Origin of the sequence: Methylobacterium crusticola (genome assembly GCF_003574465.1) — a bacterium.
GTDB lineage: Bacteria > Pseudomonadota > Alphaproteobacteria > Rhizobiales > Beijerinckiaceae > Methylobacterium > Methylobacterium crusticola.
This window is the reverse complement of sequence record NZ_QOWC01000005.1, coordinates 1-15,286: the sequence shown is the minus strand read 5'-3', so window position 1 is coordinate 15,286 and position 15,286 is coordinate 1. Positions and strand designations below refer to the sequence as shown.

Annotated in this window: 14 protein-coding genes and 1 pseudogene; 5 read left to right on the top strand and 10 right to left on the bottom strand. The window is 72.0% G+C overall.

From position 1 onward, the window contains the following. Positions 1-2: 2 nt before the first annotated feature. The 4 genes from DT057_RS08080 to DT057_RS08065 all read right to left on the bottom strand — a co-directional run bounded on the left by DT057_RS08080 (position 3) and on the right by DT057_RS08065 (position 4,497). Positions 3-899 carry a cytochrome c1 gene (locus DT057_RS08080; RefSeq protein WP_128561572.1) on the bottom strand — a complete coding sequence of 299 codons (897 nt, stop codon included), beginning with the start codon at positions 897-899 and terminating at the stop codon, positions 3-5. A gap of 92 nt (positions 900-991) precedes the next feature. Continuing rightward, the gene (locus DT057_RS08075; protein WP_128561571.1) at positions 992-2,278 is read right to left on the bottom strand and encodes a cytochrome b; all 1,287 of its coding nucleotides are present in this window, start codon (positions 2,276-2,278) and stop codon (positions 992-994) included. A 38-nt stretch (positions 2,279-2,316) separates the two neighbouring features. Continuing rightward, positions 2,317-2,880, bottom strand: a complete 564-nt coding sequence (gene petA / locus DT057_RS08070; protein WP_128561570.1) for a ubiquinol-cytochrome c reductase iron-sulfur subunit — start codon at positions 2,878-2,880, stop codon at positions 2,317-2,319. Positions 2,881-3,183: 303 nt separating this feature from the next. Beyond that, positions 3,184-4,497 (bottom strand): MFS transporter, encoded by a 1,314-nt coding sequence (locus tag DT057_RS08065; RefSeq protein ID WP_128561569.1) that lies wholly within the window; start codon positions 4,495-4,497, stop codon positions 3,184-3,186. Positions 4,498-4,812: 315 nt separating this feature from the next. Between DT057_RS08065 and ribH the strand changes: the two genes are divergently transcribed. From ribH to DT057_RS08045, 4 genes are all read left to right on the top strand, one after another. Beyond that, positions 4,813-5,355 (top strand): 6,7-dimethyl-8-ribityllumazine synthase, encoded by a 543-nt coding sequence (ribH, locus tag DT057_RS08060; RefSeq protein ID WP_128561568.1) that lies wholly within the window; start codon positions 4,813-4,815, stop codon positions 5,353-5,355. Position 5,356: 1 nt separating this feature from the next. After that, positions 5,357-5,839 (top strand): transcription antitermination factor NusB, encoded by a 483-nt coding sequence (gene nusB, locus DT057_RS08055; protein ID WP_128561567.1) that lies wholly within the window; start codon positions 5,357-5,359, stop codon positions 5,837-5,839. Between the two features lie 124 nt (positions 5,840-5,963). Continuing rightward, complete coding sequence (gene thiL, locus DT057_RS08050; protein ID WP_128561566.1) at positions 5,964-6,968, top strand: thiamine-phosphate kinase; 1,005 nt, start codon at positions 5,964-5,966, stop codon at positions 6,966-6,968. Between the two features lie 236 nt (positions 6,969-7,204). Beyond that, on the top strand, positions 7,205-9,352 hold the full coding sequence (locus tag DT057_RS08045) for a sodium-translocating pyrophosphatase (protein WP_128561565.1): 2,148 nt from the start codon (positions 7,205-7,207) through the stop codon (positions 9,350-9,352). A gap of 114 nt (positions 9,353-9,466) precedes the next feature. Here DT057_RS08045 and DT057_RS08040 read toward each other — a convergent pair whose 3' ends face one another. The 6 genes and pseudogenes from DT057_RS08040 to DT057_RS08015 form a co-directional block, all read right to left on the bottom strand. Next, positions 9,467-10,681 (bottom strand): MFS transporter, encoded by a 1,215-nt coding sequence (locus DT057_RS08040; RefSeq protein ID WP_128561564.1) that lies wholly within the window; start codon positions 10,679-10,681, stop codon positions 9,467-9,469. After that, positions 10,678-12,060 (bottom strand): NAD(P)-binding protein, encoded by a 1,383-nt coding sequence (locus DT057_RS08035; protein ID WP_128561563.1) that lies wholly within the window; start codon positions 12,058-12,060, stop codon positions 10,678-10,680. Before DT057_RS08035 ends, DT057_RS08040 begins: the two co-directional genes overlap by 4 nt. A 46-nt stretch (positions 12,061-12,106) precedes the next feature. Beyond that, positions 12,107-12,253: pseudogene (locus tag DT057_RS08030) on the bottom strand (ArsR/SmtB family transcription factor); the annotation flags it as partial. 89 nt (positions 12,254-12,342) lie between these two features. Then, positions 12,343-13,407: an ACR3 family arsenite efflux transporter gene (gene arsB / locus DT057_RS08025; RefSeq protein ID WP_128561562.1), complete on the bottom strand. Its 1,065-nt coding sequence runs from the start codon at positions 13,405-13,407 to the stop codon at positions 12,343-12,345. Between the two features lie 7 nt (positions 13,408-13,414). After that, the gene (arsC, locus tag DT057_RS08020; protein ID WP_128561561.1) at positions 13,415-13,852 is read right to left on the bottom strand and encodes an arsenate reductase (glutaredoxin); all 438 of its coding nucleotides are present in this window, start codon (positions 13,850-13,852) and stop codon (positions 13,415-13,417) included. Continuing rightward, the gene (locus DT057_RS08015; RefSeq protein ID WP_128561560.1) at positions 13,845-14,204 is read right to left on the bottom strand and encodes an ArsR/SmtB family transcription factor; all 360 of its coding nucleotides are present in this window, start codon (positions 14,202-14,204) and stop codon (positions 13,845-13,847) included. The genes arsC and DT057_RS08015 overlap by 8 nt, the downstream gene beginning before the upstream one ends. A gap of 50 nt (positions 14,205-14,254) precedes the next feature. Here DT057_RS08015 and arsH point away from each other — a divergent pair, with 50 nt between their 5' ends. Then, the gene (arsH, locus tag DT057_RS08010; protein WP_128561559.1) at positions 14,255-15,001 is read left to right on the top strand and encodes an arsenical resistance protein ArsH; all 747 of its coding nucleotides are present in this window, start codon (positions 14,255-14,257) and stop codon (positions 14,999-15,001) included. Positions 15,002-15,286 lie beyond the last annotated feature (285 nt).

Sequence of the window (15,286 nt, the reverse complement as noted above, 5' to 3'; positions counted from 1 at the left end):
GCTCAGCCGGTCTTGTGCAGCTCGGGCTGGAGCCCGTGGGTCTCGCCCCCCACGTCCGACCAGACCTTCTTCTTCACGTAGTAGAGCAGGCCGGCGAGGGCGAGCAGGAACAGGATCGCCCGGAGGCCCAGCTGCTTGCGGGCGAGCAGGTGCGGCTCGGCGGTCCACATCAGGAAGGCCGTGATGTCGCGGGAGTACTGGTCGAGGGTCTCGGGCACGACCGGATTGCCGTCGGCCGCCTTCGGGTAGGTGACCTGCCCGTCGCTCAGGGGCTTGGGCATCGCGATGATGTGGCCGGGGTAGTACGCGTTGTAGTGCCCGCCCTCCGGCACCGTCACGTCCTTCGGGGGGTTCTCCTCGTAGCCGTTGAGGAGGGCGTGGATGTAGTCGGGGCCCTGCTCGGTGTAGCCGATGAAGGGCAGCCAATCGATCAGGAACCAGAGCCCGCCGCGGGCGAAGGTGCGGGCCTTGGCCATCAGCGACAGGTCGGGGGGCGCCTTGCCGCCGTTGGCCGCCGCGGCCGCCTGGTCGTTGGGGAACGGCGCCGGCAGCTTGTCGGCCGCGCGGCCGGGCCGCTCGAACATGTCGCCGGCGTCGTTCGGCCCGTCCTTGACCTTGTACTCCGCCGCCAGCGCCTTGACCTGGCTCTCCGAGAAGTCGGGGCCGCCCTCCTCCGCCAGGTTGCGGAAGCGGACGTAGTTCATGCTGTGGCAGTTGGAGCAGACCTCGCGGTAGACCTGGTAGCCGCGCTGCAGCTGCGCCTGGTCGAAGGTGCCGAACAGGCCCGAGAAGGTCCACTTCTCGCGCGGCGGAAGGGCGCCGTGGTCCTCCGCCAGGGCGGCTGTGCCCGACAGCATCGCGGCGAGCGCGGCTGCCACGAGAGCGCGTGTTCTGATCATTCCCTCGATGCCCCTTGCGGCGTCGTCATGTGCTCGGACGTGTGAACGGGGCGGGCCGCGCCGGGTCGGCGCGGCCCGCGTCGCGGGGCCTCTCAGCCCTTGGTCGGCGGGGCCGCGGCGGCGCCGGCGGGCATGCCGGAGGATCCGACCTGCTTGCCCGGGCCGGTGACGCTCTCGAGGATCGAGCCCGGGAGGGGCTTGGGCGTCTCGAACAGCCCGACCAGCGGCATCACGATGAGGAAGTGGGCGAAGTAGTAGAAGGTGGCGATCCGGGCCGCCAGCACGTAGCCGCCCTCCGGGGGCTTCGAGCCGAGCCAGCCCAGCAGGAAGCAGCAGAAGATGAAGACCCAGAAGAACTGGCGGTAGATCGGCCGGTAGTTGGCCGAGCGCACGCGCGAGGTGTCGAGCCAGGGGGCCAGCGCCAGGATGATCACCGCGCCGAACATCAGGATCACGCCGCCGAGCTTGTCCGGCACCGCGCGCAGGATCGCGTAGAACGGCAGGAAGTACCATTCGGGCACGATGTGCGCGGGCGTCACGCCGGGGTTCGCCGGGATGTAGTTGTCGGCGTGGCCGAGGTAGTTCGGCTGCAGGAAGATCCAGTAGGCGAAGAAGGCGAAGAACACGACCGTGGCGAACACGTCCTTGATGGTCGCGTAGGGCGTGAACGGCACTGCGTCCTTGCCGGACTTGATCGGGATGCCGGTCGGGTTGTTCTGGCCGGTGACGTGCAGCGCCCAGACGTGCAGGACGACGACGCCGGCGATCATGAACGGCAGCAGGTAGTGCAGCGAGAAGAAGCGGTTGATGGTCGGGTTGCCGACCGAGTAGCCGCCCCAGAGCAGGCTCTGGATCGTGTCGCCGACGATCGGGATCGCCGCCAGGATGTTGGTGATGACGGTGGCGCCCCAGAAGCTCATCTGGCCCCACGGCAGGGTGTAGCCGAGGAACGCGGTCGCCATCATCAGGAGGTAGATGATGACGCCCAGGATGTAGAGCACCTCCCGCGGCGCCTTGTAGGACCCGTAGTAGAGGTTACGGAACATGTGCGCGTAGACGGCGATGAAGAACATCGAGGCGCCGTTGGCGTGCATGTAGCGCAGCAGCCAGCCGTAGTTCACGTCGCGCATGATGTGCTCGACGGAGTTGAAGGCCTCGGTGCCCGAGGGCTGGTAGTGCATGGCCAGCCAGACGCCGGTGACGATCTGGGAGGCCAGCATCGCCACCAGGATCGCCCCGAAGGTCCAGAAGTAGTTCAGGTTGCGCGGGACCGGGAAGGCGATGAACGAGGAATGGACCAGGCCGACGATGGGCAGCCGGGACTCGAACCACTTCGCGAGGCGGCTCTTGGGGACGTAGGTGGTGGCGTGTGCGCTCATGGGGCAGCCCGCTTCTGGTTTGGCTCAAGGATCGGCGGTCAGGCGGCGGCGCCTTCGCCGATGCGAACCTTGGTGTCACCCTGGAAGGCGTAGGGGGGAATCGGCAGGTTGATCGGCGCCGGGCCGCGGCGTACCCGGCCCACGGCGTCGAACTGCGAGCCGTGGCAGGGGCAGGCCCAGCCTTCGAAGTTGCCCTGGTGGCCGATCGGCACGCAGCCGAGATGCGTGCAGTTGCCGTAGACGACGAGCCACTGGTCGTGGCCGCCCTTGACCCTGGCCGCGAAGGTCGCGGGATCGGAGAGCTCGCCCACCGGGACCGCCTTCATGTCGGTCATCTCCTTGGCGGTGAGATGGCGCACGAAGATCAGCTTGCCGCGCCAGAACACGTTGACGATCTGCCCTTCCGTGATCGGCGACAGGTCGACGTCGATCGGAGCGCCGGCGGCGATCGTCTCGGCGTCGGGCGCCATCGAGGCCACGAACGGCCAGGCCAGCGCAGCGGCCCCGACCACGGCGCCCGCGCCGGTGGCGAGGAACAGGAAATCCCGGCGCGTGGTCCCGTGCGGATGCGCGGCGTCGGAGGGGGCGGCGGTGGTGGCCAAGTCCGGCTCTCCCGAGAAAACGTGAACGGCGACGGCCCGCAGCCGCCGTGATGACGCCGGGTGCGGACGGTCGGGAAGGGATGATCGGCGAGGTTAGGCCCTCGATCTCACGGGACCGAAGCACCACCCCGCGCAAGGGTGCAATGCGACCGGGCGTCGCCCGCGCCCAAGCTCTCTGGCACGGCCAAGCGCCGGAAGCCAGGGCGGAACGGGGCGCGAGTCCGGAGGAATTCCAGGTTTTCCTCTGCGGCGCCCCCGCCCGCGGGCCGCGCGGGCCGCGGGCGGGGGCGCCGCGCGGAGATCTCACTCGGCGGGCGCGCCGACCCGGCCGCGGACCCCCTCTGCGCTGCCGTGGCGCAGGCGCAGGACCGTCACCATGCCGACGAGGCCGACGCAGGCGATGAGGAGCAGGCCGCCCGTGAAGCTGCCGGTGTAGTCCTTGATCGCGCCGACCGCGTAGGGCGCGACGAAGCCCGACAGGTTGCCGATCGAGTTCACGACCGCGATGGCGCCGGCCGCCGCGGCGCCCGAGAGCGTCTCGGTCGGCAGCGTCCAGGTGATCGGCAGCGCCCCGAAGATGCCGAGGGCGGCGCCCGAGAACAGCACGACCTTCAGGTACGGGTCGGCGACGAGGGCCGCCCCGATGGTGCAGAGCGACGCGCAGGCGAGCGCGGCGGCGAGGTGACCCTTGCGCTCCTGCTTGGCGTCGGAGCGCCTGCCCCACCACAGCATGCCGACGGTGCCGACGGCGTACGGGATGATCATCACGAAGCCGGTCTGGCTGTTGGTCAGCCCGAACCCCTTGAAGATCTGGGGCAGGAAGAACCCGAAGGCGTACAGGAGCGCGACGGCGCCGAAATACACGATCGCGATGGCGAGCACCCGCGGGTTCATGATCTCGCGGGTGATGGGCGCGTGGCCGCCCTTGCCGGGCGCCGTCGCGTGGGCCGCCTGCTCGGCGGCGAGCTGCCGGGCGAGCCACTCGCGCTCGTCGGGGGCGAGCCAGGCCGCGTCGGCCGGGCGGTCGGTGAGGTAGAAGTAGGTGACCACCGACAGGATCACGGCGGGCAGGGCCTCGATCACGTAGAGCCACTGCCAGCCCCGGAAGCCCAGCACGCCGTCGAGATCGAGCAGCATCCCGGAGATCGGCGAGCCGATGACGCTGGAGAGCGGAATCGCCACCATGAACAGCGACACGATGCGGGCGCGGTAGGCGGCCGGGAACCAGAGCGTCAGGTAGAAGATGATGCCCGGGAAGAAGCCGGCCTCGGCCGCCCCCAGCAGCAGGCGCATCACGTAGAAGCTCGTCTCGCCGCCGATGAAGGCCATGCCGCCCGAGATCACGCCCCAGCTCAGCATGATGCGGGCGATCCAGCGGCGGGCGCCGAAGCGCTCGAGCGCCAGGTTCGAGGGGACCTCGAAGATGAAGTAGGTGATGAAGAACAGCCCGGCCCCGAGGCCGTAGGCGGTGGCCGAGATGCCGAGGTCCCGGTTCATGCTCAGGGACGCGAACCCGACGTTGACCCGGTCGAGGTAGGCGACGAAGTAGCAGACGATCAGGAACGGGATCAGGCGCCAGCTGACGCGCCGGATCGTGCGGGTTTCGATGTCGCTCATGGTGGGGAACCTCCCGGCCCGGGTCTGACGGCCCGGCTGACCTAGCGGGATTGGCCCGATTGCACCGGCTTGGCAAGCCGGGATCGGCAAGCCGGGAGGTGCGAGGGAGCGGATTCCTTGGTCCCGCCGCGCCGGCCTTGTGGTGGGGGCCGCTTTCGGTCTAGTGCTCGCGTCCCCCGCCGCTGGTGCGCTGCAACGAAGTGCATGCCCGCGCGTTCGCCCGTGTCGGCGGGGCGGAAGTCCCGTTCCGGAGGGGTCGCGACGCCCCGTTCCGGCGGGGCCGGACGGCCCCGTTGCAGGAAGCCTGGATTCGCCATGGTCACGCCACGCCGAGACAGCGGCCGCGATCGCCCGTCCCTCACCGGAGCCCGGGTGCTCATCGTCGAGGCCCGCTACTACGAGGACATCGCCGACGAGCTCCTGAGCGGCGCCCGGGCGGTCCTCAGCGCCGCCGGCGCCGAGGCCGTGGTGGCGACGGTGCCGGGGGCGCTGGAGGTCCCCCAGGCCGTGGCGATCCTGCTCGAGGCCGCGGCCCGCGCGCGCAAGCCCTACGACGCCGTGGTGGCGCTCGGCTGCGTGATCCGGGGCGAGACCGGGCACTACGACATCGTGGCGGGGGAGAGCGCCCGGGCGCTGATGGACCTCTCCGTGATGCTGCGCCTGCCCCTGGGCAATGGTATCCTGACCGTCGAGACCGAGGCGCAGGCCCTCGCCCGCGCCCGGGTCGCCGAGATGAACAAGGGCGGGGGCGCCGCGGAGGCCGCCCTCGCGGTCCTGGCCCTGCGGCGGGCCGAGGACGCGGAGCGCCAGGACCGCACCATCGGCTTCGCGCCCCGCCGGGATCCGGAGAAGGCTTGAGATGAAACCCGCCGAGCGCAGCGGCGCCCGCCTGGCCGTGGTCCAGGCGCTCTACGAGATGGAGATCTCCGGCAAGGGCGTGATCGAGGCCCTGGCGGAGTTCGAGGCGTTCTGGATCGGGCAGGTCATCGACGGGGTCGAGCACCCGCCCGCCGAGCCCGCCTTCTTCCGCGACCTCCTGCGGGGCGTGGTCGAGGAGCAGCGCACGATCGACCAGCAGCTCGACGGGGCCCTCACGGCGGGCTGGCCGCTGCGGCGGATCGAGGCGGTGCTGCGCGCCATCCTGCGGGCCGGCGCCTACGAGCTGATCTACCGCCGCGACGTGCCCGTCCGGGTGGCGATCTCGGAATACGTCGACGTCGCCCACAGCTTCTACGCCGGCGACGAGCCCGGCCTCGTCAACGCGGTGCTCGACAGGGTCGCCCGCGCGGGCCGGGCCCAGGAGCTCGACGGCGCGCCCCGCGACGGCGGCCGGGCCGGCTGAGCCGCGGCCGGCCGAAGCTCCCGGGGCCGCCCCCGGGCGGCGTGACCCGGGGCGGCAATGCCCGGGACCGCGCCGGCCCGATCGTCCCGGTCCCCGCGACCGCCAGCACGCGAGACGTTCCGAGATGGCGCGCCCCGACCTCCCCCGCCCGACCGAGGACGAGCTGATCGCGCGCTACTTCGCGCCCCTGGCGGGCCCCGGCGGCCTGGCCCTCCGCGACGACGCCGCCCTGCTGGCGCCGCGGCCGGGCCACGACCTCGTCCTCACCACCGACGCGGTGGTGGCCGGCGTGCACTACTTCCCGGACGACCCGCCGGCCTCGGTGGCCTGCAAGGCGCTCGGCGTGAACCTCTCGGACCTCGCCGCCAAGGGCGCCGAGCCCCGGGGCTTCCTCCTCACCCTGGCGCTCGCGGACGACTGGGACGAGGCCTGGATCGCCGGGTTCTGCACCGGCCTGAGCGAGGCCGCCGCCCTGTCCTCCTGCCCGCTCCTCGGCGGCGACACCGTGCGGTCGGGAGGGCCGACCCTCGTCGGGATCACGGCCCTCGGCGAGGTGCCGGCCGGCCGGATGGTGCGCCGGCCGACCGCCGCCGCGGGCGACCGGCTGCTCGTCTCCGGCACGATCGGGGACGCCGCCCTCGGCCTCGCGCTGCGGCGGCGGCCCGCGCCGGCCTGGGCCGCCGCCCTTCCCCTCCCGGCCCGCGCGAGCCTCGTCGACCGCTACCTGCACCCGCGCCCGCGGCTCGCCCTCGCGGGCGCGCTCGGCCGCCACGCCCGGGCCGCCATGGACGTCTCGGACGGGCTCGTGGGCGACCTCGCCAAGATGATGCGGGCGGCGCACCTGAGCGCCGAGGTCGAGGTCGCGGCGGTGCCGCTCTCGGAGGCGGCGCGGGCCGCGCTCGCCCTCGACCCCGGGCTCCTCGACGCGGCGCTGACCGGCGGGGACGATTACGAGATCCTGTGCGCGGTCCCGCCCGGCGCGGTCGCCGGGATCCTGGGCGAGGCCGGGGACGCGGGGGTGCCGCTCACGGCGATCGGCACCGTGCGGGAGGGCGGCGGCGCGCCGACCTTCCGGATGCCGGACGGGCAGCCCCGCACCTTCCGGACGGGCTCCTTCAGCCACTTCTGACGGGGGCCGCTCCGGGCCGACGCCCCGGAGCGGCCGTTCGGGTCCGAAAGTCTGCCGGGAGGAAGCTTAAGAGCGTTTGCGCTCGCCGTTGAAGTTTGGCACTCAAGTGACCCGCAAGGACCGCGCGTCGCCGCGCGGCCCTGCTCACACGGGGAGGGAGGCCCGCCACGGACGGCCGCACGCCATGACAGGCCGTCAGCCGTCGCGGGAACGCGCCCGACATCAAGGACGGTAGAATGACCGCACTCCTGCTCATCATCCTGGGCGGCCTCTGTGCCGTCGCGTACGGTATCTTCACGATCAACGACGTCATGCGGCGCGACGCCGGCACGCAGCGCATGCAGGAGATCGCGGGCGCGATCGCCGAGGGCGCGCAGGCCTACCTGCGGCGCCAGTACGCCACCATCGCGGTGGTGGGCGTCGTGCTGTTCGCGCTCCTCGCCTGGTTCCTGGGCCTCAAGGTCGGGATCGGCTTCGTGATCGGCGCGGTGCTGTCGGGCGCCGCCGGCTTCATCGGCATGAACGTCTCGGTCCGGGCGAACGTGCGCACCGCCCAGGCGGCGACGCAGTCCCTCGGGAGCGGCCTCGACGTCGCCTTCAAGTCGGGCGCCGTCACCGGCATGCTGGTGGCCGGGCTCGCGCTCCTCGGCGTCGCGTTCTACTACACCTACCTGACGCGCTTCGCCGGGCTCGCGCCGTCCAGCCGCGAGGTGATCGACGCCCTCGTGGCGCTCGGGTTCGGGGCCTCCCTGATCTCGATCTTCGCCCGCCTCGGCGGCGGCATCTTCACCAAGGGTGCCGACGTCGGCGGCGACCTCGTCGGCAAGGTCGAGGCCGGCATCCCGGAGGACGATCCGCGCAACCCCGCCACGATCGCCGACAACGTCGGCGACAACGTCGGCGACTGCGCCGGCATGGCGGCCGACCTGTTCGAGACCTACGCGGTGACCCTCGTCGCCACCATGGTGCTGGCGGCGATCTTCTTTGCCGGCCAGACCGACGTCGGCGGGCGCAACGTCCTCGAGACGATGCTGATCTACCCAATGGCGATCGGCGCGGCCTGCATCGTCACCTCGATCATCGGCACCTTCTTCGTCCGGCTCGGCGCCAACCAGTCGATCATGGGCGCCCTCTACAAGGGGCTGATCGGCGCCGGCGTGCTCTCGATCGCGGCGATCGCGGGCCTGAACTTCGTGATGTTCGGGGGCTTCGCCACCCAGTTCACCACCACGACGGGCGTCACCTTCACGTCGCTGAGCCTGTTCCTGTGCGCGGTGGCGGGCCTCGTGATCACGGCCCTGATCGTGGTCATCACGGAGTACTACACCGGCACCAACTTCCGGCCGGTCAAGTCGATCGCCCACGCCTCGGTGACCGGCCACGGCACCAACGTGATCCAGGGGCTCGCGATCTCCCTCGAGTCGACGGCGCTGCCGGCGCTCGTGATCGTCGCCGGCATCATCGCGACCTACTCGCTCGCGGGCCTGTTCGGCATCGCGGTCGCGGTCTCCGCCATGCTGGCCCTCGCCGGCGTCGTGGTGGCGCTCGACGCCTTCGGGCCGGTCACCGACAATGCCGGCGGCATCGCCGAGATGGCCGGCCTGCCCAAGGAGGTGCGCAAGTCCACCGACGCCCTCGACGCCGTGGGCAACACCACCAAGGCGGTGACCAAGGGCTACGCCATCGGCTCGGCGGGCCTCGGCGCCCTGGTGCTGTTCGCGGCCTACACGTCGGACCTGAACTACTTCATCCAGAACGCGTCCCCGACCCAGTACCGCTACTTCCAGGGCCTGACCGTCGACTTCTCGCTGTCGAACCCCTACGTCGTCGTCGGCCTGCTGCTCGGCGGCCTGATTCCGTTCCTGTTCAGCGGCATCGCCATGACGGCGGTCGGCCGGGCGGCCGGCGCGGTCGTCGAGGAGGTGCGGCGCCAGTTCCGCGAGAAGCCCGGGATCATGAAGGGCACGGAGCGGCCCGATTACGGCCGGGCCGTCGACATGCTGACCCGGGCGGCGATCAAGGAGATGGTGGTGCCGTCCCTGCTGCCGGTGCTGTCGCCGGTGGTGCTGTTCTTCGCGATCCAGCTCATCGCCGGCAAGGCGCAGGCCTTCGCGGCGGTCGGCGCGATGCTGCTGGGCGTGATCCTGACCGGGCTCTACGTCGCGGTCTCGATGACCTCGGGCGGCGGCGCCTGGGACAACGCCAAGAAGTACATCGAGGACGGGCATTACGGCGGCAAGGGCTCGGACGCCCACAAGGCGGCCGTGACCGGCGACACCGTCGGCGATCCCTACAAGGACACCGCCGGGCCCGCCGTGAACCCGGCGATCAAGATCACCAACATCATCGCGCTGCTGCTCCTGGCGATCCTGGCGCACAGCTGATGAGAGCCGACCCGGCTTTCCGCGGCCGGACACCAAAGTTCCGCACTGCAACAACCTAGAGTGATGAAGGGCCGCCATCTCGATGGCGGCCCTTCGACGTTGCAACCGAGGCGATCACTTCTCCTGCGGCTCCGCCTGGGCGCGCGCAGGGGGGAGGGCCGCTTCCGGCCGCGTGCTCCACAAGGCCGATGCCAAGCCGACATTCGCAAGCGCGAGCGCCGCAAGGAGAGCGTAGGCCGTGTCGGGGCCGCCGTAGGTGAGCGCCACGGCGCCCAAGGACGGAGCGAGGGCCTGGGCGACGAGGCCCGGTCGCGCAAGGCGGCCGACCAGCACCGGGTAGCGCTCCGCGCCGAAGAGGGCGAGCGGCACCGTGCCCCGGGCGATGGAGTAGATCCCGTTGCCGGCCCCATACAGGACCAGGGCGACGGCGACCGCCGGGATGCCCGCCACCAGGATGGCCAGCCCGAGCGCCACGAGGACCATGGCGACCGTCAGCGTCCAGAGCGGGTGGTGCCGACCCTTGGTGGCCATCTCGACGATGCGGGCGCCGACCTGGGACGGCCCGATCAGCGCTCCGTAGGACACCGCGGCGGCGAGCGCCACGCCGCGCGCCTGCAGCAGCGCGATCAGGTGCACCGAGACCAGCGTCATCACGGTCCCGCCCAGGACCAGCACGCCGGCCATCAGCAGGAAGGCGCGCCGCTCGCGCCGCGTCAGCGGCTCGCATTGCCCGCGTGCGCCACTCGCGCCAGGCGCGGCCGCGGGCACCGGCGGGACCAAGCCGAGCACCAGCGGCAGGGTCACGGCGAGGTGCAGCCCGGCATAGGCGAGGCACGTGCCCCGCCAGCCGACCTGCTCGACGAGGAAGGCGGAGAGCGGCCAGCAGACCGTGCTGGCGAAACCGCCCCAGAGGGTCAGCGTGGTGATGGCGGGACGCGCCTCGGCGCCGTAGAGCCGCCCGAGGGTGGCGAAGGCCGGGTCGTACAGGCCGCACCCCATGCCGAGCCCGAGGACGAGCCATCCCGCCAGGAACGTCGGCAGGTTCGGCGCCAGGCCGATCACGACGTGGCCCGCCGCCAGCAGCAGGGCGGCGAGCGCCAGCACCGGGCGCCCGCCGCGCCGATGGATGGCGGTTCCGACCCGGGGCGAGGCGATGGCCGCCACCAGGAGCCCGATGGACAGGCCCCCGACCACCCAGGAGAGCGGCCAGCCGGTGTCGGCCGCGATGGGCCCGGCGAGCACCGCCGGCAGGTAGAACGAGGAACCCCAGGCGAGGATCTCCACCACGCCAAGGGCCGAGATGACGGTCATCCGGTTGCGGGCGCTCATGCCGGCACGCCGCAGAAGGACGTCGATGCCGAGCGTCGCGCCGGTGCCGGCGGACAGCAGGTTCCCGCCGCAGCCGGGGCCGGAACGCCGCAGCATCCGTCCGCATCGGCGTCGCCCCGGGACGTCGCGCACACCCCGGTCTGCGGCAGGACCAGGCGCACGTCATCGGCGGCGGCGAGGTCTCCCGCCAGCGCGGCCGCGACCGAGCGGACCTGCTCGTACCCCGTCAGCATCAGGAAGGTCGGAGCCCGGCCGTACGACTTGATGCCGACCGTATAGAAGCCGGGTTCCGGGTGGGATACCTCGCGGTGGCCGTGCGGCCGGACCGAGCCGCAGGAATGCAGGTTCGGGTCGATCAAAGGCCCGAGCGCCCTGACGCTTTCCAGACAGGAATCGAGGTCGAGGCGCAATTCCCGCGTGAGGGCGAGGTCGGGGCGCTGCCCGGTCGCGGCGACGACCCTGTCCACCGGCCCGAGGGTGCGGGGCCCCTCCGCGGTGATGCCGTCGACCAAGAGGCGTTCGCGGCACCTCCGCACGGACGTGACCGCGAAGCCCCGCGCCAGCGGGAGCCGGCAGCCGTCGACCAGGCCGCGCAGCCTGGAACCGAGGTCGCCGCGCCCGGCGAGTTCGTCCGCCGCGCCGCCCCCGTAGACACGCGACAAGTCGGTGCCGCGGGTCGCCCAGACGGCCGTCGTCCCCTCGACCTCGTCGGCGAGCCGCGCGAGGTCGAGCAGCACGTTGGCGGCGGAATGCCCCGCTCCCACCACCAGGGTGGTCCGGCCGGCATAATCGGCCCGGTCGCGACCGAGGACGTCCGGGACGCCGGTGGCGGTCCGCTCGGCGAGGTCGGCCTCGCCCTCCGCCGGCAGGCCGCTCGCGCCGAGCGGGTTCGGCTGCCCCCAGGTTCCGGACGCGTCGACGACCGCCCGCGCCAGGTCGCGGCGGGCGCCACGGCCGGCCTCGGCGATGGTCAGGACGAAGGGCACGCCGGCGCGGCCGCGGTCGCTCACCTTGTCGAGGCCGAGGCGCCCGAGCGCCGTCACCCGCGCGCCGGTCTCGATAGCGTCGGCCAGCCGGGGCGTGGCGGCCAACGGCGCGAGGTAGCGGTCGACCAGTTCGTGGCCGGTCGGGAAGGCATCCCCGGGCGGTGCGTCCCAGCCCGCCCCCTCCAGGAGCGCCCGGGCCGCCGGGTCGACGTTGTAGCGCCACGGCGAGAACAGGCGCACATGCCCCCACGCCCGCACGTGGGCGCCGACCTCCGGGCCCGCCTCGTAAACCCGCACCGGCAGGCCGCGGGCGAGGAGGTGGGCGGCCGCCGCCAGGCCGACCGGGCCGGCGCCGATGACCGCGACGGGGAGCGAAGACGTCGTCTCGGGCACGCTATCCTCCGTTGATTCCGGAATTATTGAAATAAGGAACACGGCATCAGGCCGCTTCGCCCTTCCCGGAGCAGGTCTCGTCGGCGCAGCACTCGTCCGCGAGGAAACCGACGAGGGCGTTCATGGCCGGGTAGGCGGCGCGGCAGATCAGGGTCGTCGCCTGCCGCTCCTGGGAGACCAAGCCGGTGAGGATGGATTGAGCAGGGCTGCCTCCGCGGTCCTGCGGTCAAGCCTTCGCGGCCGGTAGGACGGTGCGGGCCGCGGCGGCCCGCACCGTGACGCTCACGCTTGGCGCGAAGCCGGCTCCAAGGCCGCCCGCTGGTTCGCCCCCCGCTCGTACCAGCCCTGCGACCGGTTCACGATCCACACGACCGAGAGCATGACGGGCACCTCGATGAGGACGCCGACCACGGTGGCGAGCGCCGCGCCCGAGTTGAAGCCGAACAGGCTGATGGCGGCGGCCACCGCGAGCTCGAAGAAGTTCGAGGCGCCGATCAGCGCCGAGGGCCCGGCCACGCAATGCTGCTCCCCCGCGATCCGGTTCAGGAGGTAGGCCAACCCGGAGTTCAGGTAGACCTGGATCAGGATGGGCACCGCCAGCAGGCCGATGACCGCCGGCTGGGCCAGGATCTGCTCGCCCTGGAAGCCGAACAGCAGCACCAGGGTGGCCAGGAGCGCGACGAGCGACGCCGGCCCGAGCCTGGCGAGAAGCCGGTCGAGCGCCGGCTGGCCGCCCGAGGCCAGGAGGCTTCGGCGCACGACCTGCGCGATCACGACCGGAATGACGATGTAGAGCACCACCGACAGCACAAGCGTGCCCCAGGGCACGGTGATGGCCGAGAGCCCGAGCAGCAGGCCGACGATGGGCGCGAAGGCCACCACCATGATGGTGTCGTTGAGCGCCACCTGGCTCAGGGTGAAGTGGGGCTCGCCGCGGGTCAGGTTCGACCACACGAACACCATGGCGGTGCAGGGCGCCGCCGCCAGGATGATGAGCCCGGCGACGTAGCTGTCGATCTGGTCGGCGGGCAGGTACGGCCGGAACAGGGAGCCCACGAAGAGCCAGCCGAGCGCGGCCATCGAGAAGGGCTTCACGGCCCAGTTGATGAAGAGCGTCACGCCGATGCCGCGCCAGTGCCGGCCGACGTGGCGCAGCGAGGCGAAGTCGATCTTGAGCAGCATGGGGATGACCATGAGCCAGATCAGGACCGCCACCGGCAGGTTCACCTTGGCGACCTCGGCGCCGCCGACGGCGTGGAAGAAGCCCGGCACGACGTGGCCGAGCGCGATGCCGGCCACGATGCACAGCGCGACCCAGAGGGTGAGGAAGCGTTCGAAGGTGCTCATCGTGTCCTCAGGCGGTGGCGACGCGGCGGCCGTGCTCGTCGACGACGCGCTCGCCGTCCTCCTTCACGAACTCGCCCTGCTGGGCGGGCAGCAGGTCCAGCACCGCCTCGGACGGCCGGCACAGGCGCACGCCCCTGGGGCTCACCACGAGCGGGCGGTTGAGCAGGACCGGGTGAGCCTCGACCGCGTCGAGGAGCTGATCGTCGGTCAGCGCCGTACTGGCGAGGCCGAGCGTGGCGTAGGGCGTGCCCTTCTCGCGCAGCACGTCCCGGACCGAGAGGCCGGCGCGGGCGAGAAGTTGCTTGAGGAGCGCCCGGCTCGGGGGCGTCTTGAGGTACTCGACCACGTGCGGCTCGACCCCGGCGTTGCGGATCAGCGCCAGGGTGTTGCGGGACGTGCCGCAGGCGGGGTTGTGGTAAACGACGACGTCGAACGCCTCAGGCATGGGCGGTGTCTCCGGTGGTACGATCGCAGGCGGACAGGGCGGCGACGGCAGGAGCGCAGACCTCGGGCCGGCCCCCGCAGCAGTCGCGCATCAGGAAGGCGATCAGGTCGGACAGGCCCGCATAGGCGGCGCTGTAGATGACCGACTTGCCCTCGCGCCGGGACGTGATCAGCCCGGCATGCGAGAGCTCCTTCAGGTGGAAGGACAGGTTGGTGCTCGCGATCCCGACCTCGCTCGCCAGCGCCCCGGCGGCGAGACCGTCCGGCCCGGCGGTGACGAGCGCGCGCACGGCCCGGAGCCGGTGCTCCTGCCCGAGCGCGGCGAAGGCGGCGAGGGCTTGCCGTTCGTCCATGGCTGGTCCATCAATTCAACGATTGTTGAAACCTAGGAGATGATGGCCGCGTGGACAAGACCCAGCAACCCTTCTCCGACGGGATGCCGAACCTCTCCGAGGCGCGTTTCGAGGTCCCGACCCTCGAGCGGGTGCAGGCGTCGGTGCCGCTCGCGCACGCGCCGCGCTTCCTCATCCTCTACGGGTCGCTGCGGGAGCGCTCGTTCAGCCGGTTCCTGGCCTGCGAGGCGGCCCGGCTGCTGGAGGCGATGGGCGGCGAGGTCAGGATCTTCCACGCCCACGGCCTGCCGTTGCCCGACGACGCGACCGCCGACCACCCGAAGGTGCAGGAACTCCGGTCCCTGTCGATCTGGTCCGAGGGTCAGGTCTGGGTCAGCCCCGAGCGGCACGGCAACCTGACCGGGGTGATGAAGAGCCAGGTCGACTGGCTGCCGCTCAGCGAGGGCTCGGTCCGCCCGACCCAGGGCCGGACGCTCGCCGTGATGCAGGTCTCGGGCGGCTCGCAGAGTTTCAACGCGGTCAACGGCCTGCGCGTGCTCGGGCGCTGGATGCGGATGATCACCATCCCGAACCAGTCCTCGGTGCCGATGGCCTACAAGGAGTTCGACGACACCGGCCGCATGAAGCCAGGGCCGCTCTACGACCGGGTCGTGGACGTCTGCGAGGAGTTGATGAAGTTCACCCTGCTGACCCGCGGGCGCGCCGACTACCTCGTGGACCGCTACTCCGAGCGCAAGGAGCGGGAGCCGGACCGCTTGACGGCGGTGGCCGCCGATATCGGGTTCGTGAAGCGCTGACCCCGCCGTCGGTGTCCGGGGCCGGTCACCGCGTCGGGCCGGACCAAGCGGCTTCCGAAGTCCCGCTCCTGCTCCGGGCTCATCCGCTCCCCTTTCAGCGCCGCCCGCACTGACGGACCCGGGACGGCTACGGCTGGCGCGACGGCGCCTGCAATCGTGCGTCCGCCATGATGGCCGGCGCGCTGGCGCATGCCCGCCGGCTCCCGGAGGCGGGCCGCGGCACGACGCGGCCGGGCGCGCGCCTCCGGCGGCGGGCGCCCGGCGGGCCCGGGGCCGGTCACGCCG

What these genes read in the sequence shown, in the direction of transcription:
- DT057_RS08080 (WP_128561572.1), bottom strand. Translation starts at nt 899, where the DNA reads ATGATCAGAACACGCGCTCTCGTGGCAGCCGCGCTCGCCGCGATGCTG.
- DT057_RS08075 (WP_128561571.1), bottom strand. Translation starts at nt 2,278, where the DNA reads ATGAGCGCACACGCCACCACCTACGTCCCCAAGAGCCGCCTCGCGAAG.
- DT057_RS08065 (WP_128561569.1), bottom strand. Translation starts at nt 4,497, where the DNA reads ATGAGCGACATCGAAACCCGCACGATCCGGCGCGTCAGCTGGCGCCTG.
- ribH (WP_128561568.1), top strand. Translation starts at nt 4,813, where the DNA reads ATGGTCACGCCACGCCGAGACAGCGGCCGCGATCGCCCGTCCCTCACC.
- nusB (WP_128561567.1), top strand. Translation starts at nt 5,357, where the DNA reads ATGAAACCCGCCGAGCGCAGCGGCGCCCGCCTGGCCGTGGTCCAGGCG.
- thiL (WP_128561566.1), top strand. Translation starts at nt 5,964, where the DNA reads ATGGCGCGCCCCGACCTCCCCCGCCCGACCGAGGACGAGCTGATCGCG.
- DT057_RS08045 (WP_128561565.1), top strand. Translation starts at nt 7,205, where the DNA reads ATGACCGCACTCCTGCTCATCATCCTGGGCGGCCTCTGTGCCGTCGCG.
- DT057_RS08040 (WP_128561564.1), bottom strand. Translation starts at nt 10,681, where the DNA reads ATGAGCGCCCGCAACCGGATGACCGTCATCTCGGCCCTTGGCGTGGTG.
- arsB (WP_128561562.1), bottom strand. Translation starts at nt 13,407, where the DNA reads ATGAGCACCTTCGAACGCTTCCTCACCCTCTGGGTCGCGCTGTGCATC.
- arsC (WP_128561561.1), bottom strand. Translation starts at nt 13,852, where the DNA reads ATGCCTGAGGCGTTCGACGTCGTCGTTTACCACAACCCCGCCTGCGGC.
- DT057_RS08015 (WP_128561560.1), bottom strand. Translation starts at nt 14,204, where the DNA reads ATGGACGAACGGCAAGCCCTCGCCGCCTTCGCCGCGCTCGGGCAGGAG.